The sequence below is a fragment of the Neorhizobium puerariae genome (assembly GCF_042429745.1).
In the GTDB taxonomy this organism is placed as follows: domain Bacteria; phylum Pseudomonadota; class Alphaproteobacteria; order Rhizobiales; family Rhizobiaceae; genus Neorhizobium; species Neorhizobium puerariae.
The window spans coordinates 30695-43096 of the sequence record NZ_JBHMAA010000033.1 but is presented as its reverse complement, the minus strand read 5'-3'; the positions used below and the strand labels follow the sequence as shown (position 1 = coordinate 43096).

The window sequence follows — 12402 nt, the reverse complement described above, 5'->3', positions numbered from 1 at the left end:
TCATCGATGCCGGCAGAACCATGACGTCACCTTCGCTCACCATAGGCCATATCGGCTTTCTCACGCCCGGAAACTATCCCGACGACGATCCCGCCGGGGGGCTGGAAGCCTCGCTCAAGCTCTTCGAGGCGGGAGAGGTGCTGGGATACGACAGCGCATGGGTCCGGCAACGGCATCTGGAGCACGGCATCTCCTCGGCGTCGGTATTTCTCGCTGCCGCCAGCCAGCGCACGCGGCGCATCCAGCTTGGCTCGGCGGTGATCCAGCTTGGCTACGAGAGCCCGTTCCGGCTTGCCGAGGATCTGTCCATGGCCGATGCGCTCTCCGGCGGCCGTCTCAATGTCGGCGTCAGCGCGGGGCCGCCCCTGCATGCGGAACTCGTCGCGCCGCTTGTCTTCGACGGCGACTGGCAGACATTCGACTTTTCCCATGCCCGCGTCGAGCGGCTCGTCGCCAATCTCGCCGGCAACTATATCGGCGACGGCGAGACCTATGTCGTTTCGCCGGGCAACCGCCAGCGTGCGCGCCTCCAGCCTTATGCGAAGGGACTGCAGGACCGCGTCTGGTATGGGGGCGGATCGCTGCGTTCCTCCGAATGGGCGGGAAAGACCGGTCTCAACCTGATGATCGGCAGCCTGACTTCCGGGGATGTTTCCGACGATTTCTTCGAAGCCCAGGCAAGGCAATTACAAGCCTATCGTGCCGCCTTGCCGGCTGGCCGGAACCCTCGGGTCGCAGCCGGACGCGTGATCGTGCCGACCGACAGCGCCGATCGCCGGACGCGGGAGAAATACCACGAATACGCCGCCAGCCGCCATGAGCGCACACTGTCGCCGCAGGGGCCGCGCCGGACGCTCTTCAGCCGGGATCTGGTCGGCGGTTCCGACGAGATCCTCGAAAGGCTGTTCGCCGACAGCGTTCTACCGGAGGTTCGCGAGCTCCGGCTGGAACTGCCTTACGAGTTCGCGCCGGAAGAGTACGAACAGATCATCACCGATTTCGCCCGGAAGATCGCGCCGCAGCTCGGCTGGCAACCGCCGCCGGCTGCGGCCGCCGGCGAGCCTCTCAATACCTGGAAAGCATTTGCATGACAAAAGACAGCAGTTCGTCCCGCTCCCTCGGCATCAATACCCAACTGGTGCGGGCGGGGTACGATCCGTTCGATTACCACGGCTTCATCAATCCGCCGCCAGTGCGGGCTTCCACCGTCCTTTTCCCGACCGCCGAGATCATGGATACGCACGCTCAGAAATATACCTACGGAACGCGCGGCACGCCGACCACCAATGCGCTCTGCGACGCCATCAACGAGCTCGAAGGCGCGGCCGGAACCATCCTCGTTCCGTCGGGCCTCGCCGCCGTGACGATTGCCTTCCTGGCCTATCTTTCACCCGGAGACCATGCGCTGGTGGTGGATTCCGTCTATGGCCCGACCCGGCATTTCTGCGAGACTATGCTTTCGCGTTTCGGGGTCGAGGCGGAATTCTACGACCCAATGGCGGGAGCGGACATCGAGAAGCTCTTCCGTCCGAACACGAGGCTCGTCCACACGGAAGCTCCGGGCTCCAACACGTTCGAGATGCAGGACATTCCGGCAATCGTCGCCGTCGCGCACCGGCATGGCGCGGTCGTGACCATGGACAATACCTGGGCGACGCCCCTGTATTTCAAGCCCCTCGATTTCGGCGTGGATATCTCCATCCAGGGGGTCACCAAGTATCCGGCGGGCCATTCCGACGTGCTGATGGGGACCGTCTCGGCCAATGCGAAACACTGGCCGCGCCTGAAGGAGACCAACGGCGCTCTGGGCATCTGCGGGGCTCCCGACGATGCCTATCAGGTGCTTCGGGGGCTGCGCACCATGGGTGTGCGGCTCGAACGTCATCAGGCGAGCGCGCTTGCCGTCGCAAGATGGCTGGAAGGCCGGGACGACGTGGCGCAGGTGCTGCATCCGGCGCTGCCGAGCTTTCCGGGACACGAACTCTGGAAGCGGGATTTCAAGGGCGCCAGCGGCATATTCTCCTTCGTGCTCGCGGTCGACCGCAGGCAAGACTACAAACGCAAGGCGCAGGCATTTCTCAATGCGCTCACGCTCTTCGGGCTCGGTTATTCCTGGGGTGGTTTTCCGAGCCTTGCGCTGCATGTCAACCTGTTCGACCGCAAGGTGACGCCGCCGCCGGAAGGCGGGCCGATCCTGCGTCTTCAGATCGGGCTCGAGGATGTCGCCGATCTCATCGCCGATCTTGAGAAAGGGTTTGCGGCGGCGAAGGCGGTCTGACGCGCCGGACCGCCTTTATGCTCAGTTCCTGTTGCCGCGGAGGCGTCGCTCCAGCCAAAGGCTGTATCGGGACGCGCCGAAGCATATGACGAAATAGACGAGCGCAACGACGAGATAGGCTTCGTTGTAGAAGCCCAGCCAGCTGGGATCGGTCGCCGAGGCGCGTGCGGCATTGAGCAGGTCGAAGATGCCGATGACCGCCAGGAGCGATGTCGCCAGCAGGAAGCCGATCGCGAGGTTGACCAGGCCGGGAATGACGATCCTCAGGGCCTGCGGCAGGATGACGAGCTGCATGGTTCGCCAGTAACCGATGCCGAGCGCCGTGGCCGCCTCCTGCTGGCCGTTCGGAATGGCCTGGAGGCCGGCCCGGATGACCTCGGCCACATAGGCGGCCCAGAAAAGCGTGATCATGATCATCGCCCGGATCATCTTGTCGAAGAGTTGTCCGTCCGGAAGCGCCATCGGCAGGATGAGCATGGCCACATAGAGGATGGCCACCATGGGCGTGCCGCGCATCACCTCGATATAGATGACGGAGAGGGTGCGAAACCCTCCAAGCCCGGAGCGGCGGGCAAGCGCGAGGAGGATCGCGATCGGCGTGGCCGCCGCAAAGCAGACGGCCCAGACGAAAAGCGTAACCGGCAGGCCGCCCCATTGGTTCGATGGGACCGGGGACGAGGAGAAGCCTCCTCCGAGCAGCAGCCAGCAGGCGGCGACCGCAATCGGCCAGGCGATCAGCAGCTCCTTCCGCCAGAAGCGGGGGAGCGCGCTGGCGACCAGCAATGTTGCCAGGATCAGGATGACCAGGCCTGCGCGCCACTGAAGATCCGGCGGATAGAACGCGAAGAAGATGAAACGCAGCTTGGCTGCGACGAACGCCCAGCAGGCGCCGTCACGGGCGGTGCAGTCCGCGGCGGTTCCGCTCCATGTGGCGTTAAGGATCGCCCACCGGATGAAGGGCGGTATGATCCAGGCCAGGGTCGCCACGGTCAGAAGCGTGATCACCGTGTTCGGGAGCGTTCCGAACAATCCGTTCCGCAGGCCGGTGATCCGGCGCCGGCGGGAATGTTTCGTCGCGCCTGAAAAGCCTGTCGTCATCGCGTCGTTCCCTTCAGTGCTACCCGCTTGTTGTATTGGTTCATGAGGGCCGACACGAACAGGTTGATGCCGAGATACGTCCCGATGAGGATCATCAGGGCTTCAAGCGACTGGCCGGTGGTATTGGCAGTCGTGTTGACGATGCTGACGAGGTCCGGGTAACCGATCGCCACCGCCAGGCTCGAATCCTTGGTGAGGTCCAGGTAACTCGACGTGGTCATCGGAGTGATGACCCGCAATGCCTGCGGCAGGACGATGAGGCGCATGATCTGTCCGCCGTGAAGCCCGAGCGCGCGCGCCGCTTCCCATTGGCCGCGGTTCACGGACTGGATGCCCGCCCGCACGATCTCGGCGATGGCGGCCGAGAATTTCACGACAAGGCCGGTCAGAAGAGCGGCGAATTCGGGGGTCAGGTTGTAACCGCCGCGAATATTGAAGCCCGAAAGCGCCGGCACGTCGAAGACGAGGGTGGCGCCCTGCACCTGAAACAGCGTTACCGCGGTGACCAGTGCCAAAAGGGAGGCGATGCCAGCCGTCCGGGCATTGAGGCGTCGCATCCCGGCCAGAGCAAGGAGCATTGCGGCATAGGCCGCGATGATGAGGACGACAAAGACCGAACCGCCGTCGATCGAGACGACGGGCAGATAGACGCCGCGATTGGTCAGGTAAACCGAGCCGAGGATTGCCGCCGCCTGGCGCGGGGCGGGAAAGGCCTTTGCGAGCGAAATCCAGAAGAAGAGCTGGAGGAGAAGCGGGGTGTTGCGGATCAGCTCGACATAGCAGCGCACCAGGGAGGCCAGCAGCAGGTTGCCGGAAAGGCCGGCGACGCCGACAGCCACCCCGAGAACGGTGGCGAGCACGCATCCGAACAGAGAGATCTTCAGCGTATTGATCAATCCCACGAGGATCGCCCGGATGTAGGGATCGCTGGCGGTGAAGGAGATCGAACTCTCGCCGATCTCGAAACTGGTCGAGCGCCAGAGAAAATCGAAGCCCGGCACGATGCCGATGCGGTTCATCGTTGCAGCGACATTCGCAGCAAGGAGAACGAGCAGGGCGACGAGGAGCAGGATGACGGCGAGCTGGGCGAGGGGGCGGCCGCCCCACCACATCACGACACGACGGAAAATGCCGGGCCTGCGAGGGCCCGGCGTTGCGGTGGCGGTCATCTGGGATGGCCCGTGCCGTTCTCAGCGGAAAGGCGGAGAATAGAGCAGGCCGCCATCGGTCCACAGGCGGTTGTAGCCGCGCTCCCAACCGAGCGGCTTCAGGTGGCGGTCGAAGATCTCGCCGTAATTGCCGACTGTCTTGATGATGTTGTAGGCCCATTTGGGATCGAGACCGATCGCCTGGCCGAGTGCCGGATCGACGCCGAGGAAACGCTGGATCGCCGGATCTTCCGACTTCAGGAATTCGTCGACATTCCTGGAGGTGATGCCCCATTCCTCCGCCTGGATGGTGGCGTTCACCGTCCAGCTGACGATTTCCAGCCAGCGATCGTCGCCGCCGGCGATGGCCGGGGCCAGCGGTTCCTTCGAAAGGCGCTCGGGGAGGAGAATGTAGTCGTCCGGCTTCTTGAGCTGGGTGCGCTTGCCGACCAGATCGGAGGAATCCTGCGTGATGGCGTCGACGCGGCCGGATTCCAGCGCGGCGATGAACTGTCCGGTGTCCTCGATGGTGACGGGCTTGAAGGTCTTGCCGGTCCTGCGGAAGAAGTCCGCCACATTGAGTTCGCCCGTGGTGCCGCTCTGGGCGCCGATCGTGGCGCCGTCCAGGTCGGCCGCCTTGGTAACGCCGAGGTCCTTGCGGACCAGGATGCCCTGGCCGTCGTAGAAGATCGTCGGGCCGAAGTGGAAGCCGAGCTTGAGGGCGCGGGTGACGGTCACGGTCACGCCGGAAAGCAGGATGTCGAACTCACCGCTCTGCAGGGCGGGCAGGCGCTGCTGCGGCGAGGAATTGGTGAATTCGACCTTGTCCGGGTTGCCGAACACGGCGATGGAAAGGGCGCGGCCGTAGTCGATGAAGAAACCCTGCCAGCGGCCATTGCCGTCGGGCGCAAAGAAACCGGGCGTCGTCCCGACGCCGACCTTGATGTTGCCCCGCTGATTGATCTTGTCGAGCGTGGGACCAGCGTGAGCAGTGCCGGAGAGCGCAGCCGTAGCGAGCAAGGCCGCGGCAACCGCCGTTCTTGCGAAACCGCCCAGAAAACCTTGAGATATCATGTGAAAATGCTCCTGATGTGACAATCAGGCTCCCCGCTCATCGTGCTTGTCCCCCGATGCGCCGAAGCCGACTATATACTAATTACATGGATTAAATGCGCGAAGGATTGGTTGCCTAAATTCCGGACGCGATGAAAAGGCAATTGCTTAATTTGGGTGCTTCTGAGGGCGAAGTTACCCTTCGGGCGGATGGCTCGACTGGCGCCTGGAGGGAGGCGGCGGCGTTCAGGCCGCGCAGCCGGCGCTGACATAAATCTTTTACATGCGGAGAGGAAGAAACCTCTTGCTACCGGGCCGAAGCGGTCCGGCGATGAGAAAGGTATCCTTTTCCATGACCACGTTGCAGCAGGTGGCATTGAGAGCGGGATGTTCGCTTGCGACCGCCAGCCGGGCGCTCAATCGCAATGGGGCCGTCAGCGATCTGATGGTCCGCAAGGTGCGGCGGGCGGCGGCCGAACTCGGTTATCGTCCCGCCGTGCCGGCGGGCGGCAAGCTGGGCAGGCGCCCGGTGATCGGGGTGCTGATCCCCAGCATCACCAATCCGGTCTTCGCCTCGTCGCTTTCCAGCATCCAAAACCGGATGCTGGTCGCGGGGCATGGCGTGCTCATCGCCCAGTCGGATTACGATCCGGCCCGCGAAGCGGATGCGGTTGCGTCGCTCCTGAACGACCAGCCTACCGGCCTCATCCTGACCGTCTGCAATCCCGCCAGCAGCGCCGCGCTGCTTCCGTCGCTGCCGCCGACCGTTCTTCTCAACAACATGCCGACATCGTTGTTTCCCGCTGCCGTGACGGCCGACAATCATGGCGCCGGGCGCGAGCTTACCGAGATGCTCATCGACCTCGGGCATCGCCGCATCCTTTTCGTATCTGGCAATTTCGCGGCTTCCGACCGCGCGCAGCATCGCTACGAGGGTTACCGGGAGACCATGGCCGGACACGGCCTTTCACCGATCCGGGCCATGGAGATTCCTTTTGTCGGCGTGTACGACCAGCTCGATCTCAGCGCCGCGCTGACGGCTTTTTCGCCGACCGCCATCATCGCCTCCAACGATCTGCTGGCGCTTGGCGTCATCGGCGCCCTGAGGCGGGAAGGGCTTTCCGTGCCCGGGGACGTTTCGGTGGCCGGTTTCGACGGTATTGCGATCGGTCGCCTTATGGACCCGCCCCTGACGACGATCGAAATGCCGGATGCCAGCATGGGAGCGGCCGCGGCGTCGCTGCTGCTCGACATGGCGGAGAACGCAGCTCCTGCCCGCCATCTGAGCGTGGCTCACATGCTCCGGCGCGGCGGCACGGTGCGCGCCATCTGATGTATCGCACATGAAAACCGCCGTCTCCGGTTGGAAACGGCGGCCCTCGGAGCCCTGGTCAAATGGGGGTTCAGCTGCGCGGCAGCAGGCTTTCGACTTCCGAAGCCGCGTCTTCGAGCGCCTCTTTGGGAGTTGCAGTCTGTTCGACGACGCGGGACAGGTTCTCGACGATTGCCTGCGTCACCTTCACGCCGTTGGTGCCGGGGAAGGCATACCAGGGAACCATGCGGTTCATCTGGCTGAGGCCGGCGACGAACAGCGGGTTTTTCTTGTAGAAATCGCCGAGATATTCCGGCGACTTGGCGGCAAGTTCGTTGTTCGGGACATAACCGGTGCCGGGAACGACGACGGACGCACCATAGGGGCCGGCGGCGAACTTGGCGAATTTCCAGGCCGCTTCCTGCTTTTCGGCATTGCGGGTCAGGATGACGACCGCATTGCCGCCGGTCGGCAGCTTGCCGTTCACCGGATCGATCAGCGGTATCTGGGCGGTGCGCAGGTCGAACTTGTCACCGACATTCTTGATGGTGTTGCGCAGCGCGCCGGTGGTCTTGAATTCGATGCCGACCTTGCCTGCGAAGAAGGCCTGTTCGCCGGCCTGGGCGGTGAAGACCGGCAGGCCACCTTCCTTGACCAGCCGATCGAGCACTTCGATCGCCTTCTGTCCCTCCGGGCCGTTGAAGGCGACGGACTTCTCGTCGTCGGCCAGCATCTTGCCGCCCGCGCCGAAAAGAAGGGCCGAGAACATCCAGTCGTCGCCCTGCCAGCGGAAGTCGATGCCTTCGACGCCGTTGCCGAGAGCCTTGATCTTGGCGCCGAGCGCGACGACTTCGTCCCAGGTCTTCGGCGGGCTGTCCGGGTTGCCGCCGGCGGCCTTCACCAAGTCGGCATTATAATACATGATCGGGTTGGAGGTCGCGAAGGCGAGGCCGACCTGCTTGCCCTTCACCTGGGCGAGACGCAGGATGTTGTCCGAAAATCCCTTCTCGGCCATGTTGCCTTCCTTGGCGACGAACGGTCCGAGATCGACCGGGATGTCGCGCTCGTTGACCATGCGCAGGCGGTTGAGGCCGATGAAGGTCAGGTCCGGCATTTCCGCCGTGCCGGCCTGGCGCATGATGAGCTGGATGCCTTCTTCGTAGGTGGCCGACGGATTGGCGAACTGGATCTTGATGTCCGGGTTTTCTTCCATGAACTTCTTCGAGATCGTGTCCATCACGTCCTTGAAGAAGCCGGGCATCGGATAATGTACGGTCAATGTCGTTTCGGCATGGGCCGGAAGCGACACCGTCATGGCAATCGTCGCGGCGGCGAGGATCTTGGTGATATGCTTCATCGCATGTTCTCCTGGTTGCGCCGGTCAGCCCTTGAGACCGGTCATGGTAATGCCCTCGACAAAGCGCTTCTGCGCGGCCAGGAAGGCGGCGACGAGGGGGAAGGTGATGATGAGCGTGGCGGCCATCAGGGCGCCGTAATCGTCCCCCGCCTCGGCGGCACGGAAATAGAGGAGGCCGAGCGGCGGCGTCGCATAGGCCTGGTTCGAGACGACGATCAGCGGCCAGTAGAGATCGTTCCAGTGAGCGACGACCGAGAAGATCGCGAAGGCGGTGATCGCCGGCCAGGCATTCGGCACGATGACGCGGCCGATGATGCCGAGTTCCGACATGCCGTCGAGACGGGCGGCATGGATGAGGTCGTCCGGCATGGCGCGGAAGAACTGCAGGAACAGGAAGATGCCGAAGACCGAGATGGTGAAAGGAGCCACGAGCGCGAAATAGCTGTTCAGCAACGCCATGCGGTCGAAGGCGACATAGATCGGCAGCGCCGTCGCATGGATCGGCACGAGCAGGCCGAGCATGACAAGCACCATCATCGCCCGCGCGGCCCGGAATTTCAGCTTCGCCATCGCATAGGCGCAGGGAATGGCGATCAGCACCTGCAGGAGGAAGATCAGGCCGCAGACGATGACGCCGTTCAGGAGCAGCCTCGTCATGGAGACGCGCGTCAGCGCCTTGGTGAAGTTCTGAACGTAGGACCACTGCTGGGGGATCAGCGACAGGGACGAGGAGAAAATCTCGCTTTGCTCCTTGCCGGCGGTCGAGATCATGAAGATGTAGGGCGCAAGGAAGATCAGCGCGCCGAAGCTCAGGATCGACAGGCGCAGGATGCGGCCGGGAGTGAGGGTGCGGGTGCTCATGTGTAATGCACCTGCCTGTCCTGGATGCGGTATTGCAGGAACATCAGCACGACCAGGATGATGAGGAAGACGACCGTCATCGCCGAGGCGTATCCGACCTTGAGATAGACGAAGCCCTCCTGGTAGATGGTGAAGAGGAGCACTTCGGACGCCTTGTTCGGACCGCCTTCCGTCAGCGTCTTGACCGTTTCGAACACCTTCACGGCGTTGATGATGCTGATCGTGGTGACGAAAAGCGTCGTCGGCCCGAGCATCGGCCAGGTGACCAGGCGGAAGCGGTCGAATGCGGAACGTGCGCCATCCACATGCGCGGCCTGATAAAGCTCGCGGGGGATGGCCGTCAGTCCGGCGAGGAAAAGCACGAGATTGAAGCCGACCGACTGCCAGATGCCGATGATCGACAGGCCGTAGAGCACATAGGCCGAGGCGCCGAGCCAGTTCGGCCCCTTGATGCCGGCAAGCGCGAGCATGGCGTTGACCGGGCCGATCGTTGGATGGAACAGGTACTGCCAGACTGTCGCCATGGCGACGAGCAGCGAAGCGACCGGCAGGAAATAGGCGGTGCGGAAGAAGGACCGGCCGATGCCCTCGCTTTCGATCAGCATGGCAAGGCCGAGCGCCATGAAGATCGAGACCGGCGCGACAATCCCGGTGTAGACGGCGGTGTTCCACAGCGAACGGCGGAAGGTGCGGCTGGCGAACAGGTCGGCGTAGTTGTCGAAACCGACGAAACGGAAACCCGAATAGCCGAGTTCGTAATCGGTGAAGCCGAGCGTGATCACGGCTGCGACCGGCAGAAGGATGAACACGAAGAGCAGGGTGATCGCCGGCAGTGAAAGGAGCCAGGCGGTCCGGCTCTCGTGCCTGCCGGCGGCCGCCGCATGAGCCGACGAAGAAACAATGGGAGCGCGAAGCGCGGCTGCCTCAGCGATCTCAGCCATGGGCCGTCTCCAGCACCGCATCGGAGCTCACGGGCGTGGACGCGAGGCGATGGCCATCGGCGGCAAAGGCGAAAAGCCGTTCGGCCGGGAAATCGAGGCGCACCGGCATGCCCGAGGCAAGACCGGCGCCTTCGGCCGGGGCAAGCCTGGCGATCATGGTTTCGCCGATCGCATCGAGGCGGCAGTAGAGAATGATCTCGGAACCGAGGAATTCGATGCGGTCGATGCGTCCGGGCAGGCCATGCTGTCCGCTGCGGCTGACATGGACGAATTCCGGCCGGATGCCCATGGTGACGGGTGTTCCTGCAGCCAGTTTTTCCCGCAATTGAAGGTGGAGACCGCCGAGCGCAACGGTGGCATCGGCGCCGACCTGCGACGGGAAGAGGTTGATGCGCGGCTGGCCGATGAAGCGGGCAACCTCGACATGGGCGGGATCGTCGTAGATCACCTGCGGCGAGGCAAGCTGCAGCAGCGAGCCGCCGATCATGACCGCGACCCGGTCCGCCATCGACAGCGCTTCGGCCTGGTCATGCGTGACGTAAAGCGTCGGCACGCCGGCGCGGCGATGCAGTTCGACGATCTCTCCGCGGGCGTGAACACGCAGGTTGGCGTCGAGGTTAGACAGCGGCTCGTCCATCAGGAAGACCGCCGGCCGGCGGACCATGGCGCGGCCGAGCGCGACGCGCTGGCGCTGGCCGCCGGACATCTGGCCGGGCTTGCGGTCGAGCAGGTGGTCGATCTTCAGCGAGACCGCCATGTCCTGGACTTCGCGCCTGATCGCCGCCACGGCCTGCCGCCGGCCCGGCAGGAGCGGACCGACGAACGGCAGGCGCTGGGCGCGCGTCAGCTTGCGCATGACGAGCGGTACGGCCATGTTCTGCGCGGCCGTGAGATGCGGATAGAGCGCGTAGGACTGGAACACCATGGCGATGTTGCGGTCCGCTGCCGGAACGGGCGACAGGTCGCGGTCGCCGACGACGATCTCGCCGCCATCGGCGGTTTCGAGCCCGGCAAGGATGCGCAGCAGCGTGCTCTTGCCGCAGCCGGAGGGGCCGACGAGCGCGATGAACTCACCGGGCTCCGCATCGAGGCTGATGCCCTTGAGGATCGGGTTGCCGGCGAAGGATTTGTGGATGCCACGAAGGGAAAGGGCGCTCATTCGGCCGGCTCCTTCTGTTTGACGGCGCGGGGATAGACTTCGTGCACGACCTCGTCGAGGATATGCGCCGTCATGCCCGGTACGGCGACGATTTCGCTGAGGACATCGTCGCCGAATGTATGGAGGGTCGCGCCGACAAGCCTTTCGCCGGGCATCTCGCGCTCCATCTTGTCGATGACGAAAGAGGCTGCCGGTCCCCAGGCGAGCGAAATCCGTTCGAAGCGGCCCTGCCAGGCCCAATGCAGGTGGCCGCTCGCGAAAAGCGCCACGTCATGGGCTTCGATGAGATCGTAGAGCCGCCTGCGCTGGGCCGGGCGGATGCTCCAGTAACCGGTATCGCCCTCATGGGGATCGTCGACGAAGAGGGGCTTGTGGGCAAAGAGCGCGATCCGGCGGCCCCTGCGGCTTTCGAGCGTTTCCCGCAGCCACTCGAATTGCGCTTCCTCCTCCTTGTCCTCATGACCGAGCAGCAGGGAATTCAGGCCGATGAAGCGCCAGTCGCCGGTATCTTCGAACCAGCGGTCCTCGCCGGCGAGGTCACGCCAGCGCTTGAGGCGTTCGGCGTTGACGGGCTGCTCCGAGCCCGGCAGATGGCCGACATCGTGGTTGCCGGGCACGATGAGCATCGGGATCGATGCCTCTCGCATCAGGTCCATGCTGAAGGCGATGTCCTCGGCGTTGTCCGCGCCGTCGACGGTGAGATCGCCGGTGTGAACGATCAGGTCGGCGCCGGTATCCTCGATCCAGGTGAGCAGCGGAGCCCAGTTGCCGTTGAAATGCGGCTTGTCCGGGCTGAAATGCGTGTCGGTGATCTGAATGATTTTCACGGGCGCAGCCTCCGGTCCTGAAACGGCCGCAGCCTTGCGGAACACGTTTGCGAGCCTCTTTAGAGGCATCCCATGTCAGGCCGGTTACAGGGTTTTCCGCCCGTTTTTCATTTCGGTCACAAAATTGTAAAACAGGCCGCGCCATTCCTTGCGCACGGCATCACCGCGGCGCGATGGCCCATCCGGCCGAGTGCGGATGCGTCCGGGGTGGATGACGGCGATATCTGCTCCATATCGGCCGTATCCGTCGGTGTCGTCACGGCTCTGCATGTCGCCCGGCGGGACGCGGCAATCGCGGTCCCCCCTGAGGCGCGGGTGCGGAAGGAGCCGGGAACCTCGAATATTGACGCCGATCAAACGGCTTGCCG

At 63.9% G+C, this 12402-nt stretch carries 12 protein-coding genes; 3 read left to right on the top strand and 9 right to left on the bottom strand.

All coding sequences use genetic code 11. From position 1 onward, the window contains the following. Nucleotides 1–20: 20 nt before the first annotated feature. Both ACFFP0_RS26345 and ACFFP0_RS26340 read left to right on the top strand, forming a co-directional pair. On the top strand, nucleotides 21–1091 hold the full coding sequence (locus ACFFP0_RS26345; protein ID WP_377265184.1) for an LLM class flavin-dependent oxidoreductase: 1071 nt from the start codon (nucleotides 21–23) through the stop codon (nucleotides 1089–1091). Next, entirely contained in the window at nucleotides 1088–2278 is a 1191-nt protein-coding gene (locus tag ACFFP0_RS26340; protein ID WP_377265183.1) for a cystathionine beta-lyase, read from the top strand. The genes ACFFP0_RS26345 and ACFFP0_RS26340 overlap by 4 nt, the downstream gene beginning before the upstream one ends. A 21-nt stretch (nucleotides 2279–2299) precedes the next feature. On the opposite strand, the gene ACFFP0_RS26335 is transcribed toward ACFFP0_RS26340, so the two are convergent. From ACFFP0_RS26335 to ACFFP0_RS26325, 3 genes are read right to left on the bottom strand one after another with little or no spacing between them, the layout of a single operon-like run. Then, nucleotides 2300–3376 carry an amino acid ABC transporter permease gene (locus tag ACFFP0_RS26335; RefSeq protein ID WP_377265182.1) on the bottom strand — a complete coding sequence of 359 codons (1077 nt, stop codon included), beginning with the start codon at nucleotides 3374–3376 and terminating at the stop codon, nucleotides 2300–2302. After that, nucleotides 3373–4545 (bottom strand): amino acid ABC transporter permease, encoded by a 1173-nt coding sequence (locus ACFFP0_RS26330; RefSeq protein WP_377265181.1) that lies wholly within the window; start codon nucleotides 4543–4545, stop codon nucleotides 3373–3375. Before ACFFP0_RS26330 ends, ACFFP0_RS26335 begins: the two co-directional genes overlap by 4 nt. 21 nt (nucleotides 4546–4566) lie before the next feature. Continuing rightward, complete coding sequence (locus ACFFP0_RS26325) at nucleotides 4567–5598, bottom strand: amino acid ABC transporter substrate-binding protein (RefSeq protein WP_377265180.1); 1032 nt, start codon at nucleotides 5596–5598, stop codon at nucleotides 4567–4569. Nucleotides 5599–5929: 331 nt separating this feature from the next. On the opposite strand from ACFFP0_RS26325, the gene ACFFP0_RS26320 reads away from it, so the two are divergent. Further along, nucleotides 5930–6910 carry a substrate-binding domain-containing protein gene (locus ACFFP0_RS26320; RefSeq protein WP_377265179.1) on the top strand — a complete coding sequence of 327 codons (981 nt, stop codon included), beginning with the start codon at nucleotides 5930–5932 and terminating at the stop codon, nucleotides 6908–6910. Nucleotides 6911–6980: 70 nt separating this feature from the next. Here the strand turns inward: ACFFP0_RS26320 and ACFFP0_RS26315 are convergent, their stop codons facing one another. The 6 genes from ACFFP0_RS26315 to ACFFP0_RS26290 form a co-directional block, all read right to left on the bottom strand. Beyond that, a complete protein-coding gene (locus ACFFP0_RS26315; RefSeq protein ID WP_377265178.1) occupies nucleotides 6981–8246 on the bottom strand; it encodes an ABC transporter substrate-binding protein in 1266 nt (421 codons plus the stop codon). Nucleotides 8247–8270: 24 nt separating this feature from the next. After that, complete coding sequence (locus ACFFP0_RS26310; protein WP_377265177.1) at nucleotides 8271–9107, bottom strand: carbohydrate ABC transporter permease; 837 nt, start codon at nucleotides 9105–9107, stop codon at nucleotides 8271–8273. Next, nucleotides 9104–10048 (bottom strand): carbohydrate ABC transporter permease, encoded by a 945-nt coding sequence (locus ACFFP0_RS26305; protein WP_377265176.1) that lies wholly within the window; start codon nucleotides 10046–10048, stop codon nucleotides 9104–9106. Before ACFFP0_RS26305 ends, ACFFP0_RS26310 begins: the two co-directional genes overlap by 4 nt. Continuing rightward, nucleotides 10041–11207 (bottom strand): ABC transporter ATP-binding protein, encoded by a 1167-nt coding sequence (locus ACFFP0_RS26300; RefSeq protein WP_377265175.1) that lies wholly within the window; start codon nucleotides 11205–11207, stop codon nucleotides 10041–10043. The genes ACFFP0_RS26305 and ACFFP0_RS26300 overlap by 8 nt, the downstream gene beginning before the upstream one ends. After that, complete coding sequence (locus tag ACFFP0_RS26295; protein ID WP_377265174.1) at nucleotides 11204–12034, bottom strand: metallophosphoesterase family protein; 831 nt, start codon at nucleotides 12032–12034, stop codon at nucleotides 11204–11206. The genes ACFFP0_RS26300 and ACFFP0_RS26295 overlap by 4 nt, the downstream gene beginning before the upstream one ends. Before the next feature lie 84 nt (nucleotides 12035–12118). Next, nucleotides 12119–12304: a hypothetical protein gene (locus tag ACFFP0_RS26290; protein WP_377265173.1), complete on the bottom strand. Its 186-nt coding sequence runs from the start codon at nucleotides 12302–12304 to the stop codon at nucleotides 12119–12121. Between the last annotated feature and the right edge of the window lie 98 nt (nucleotides 12305–12402).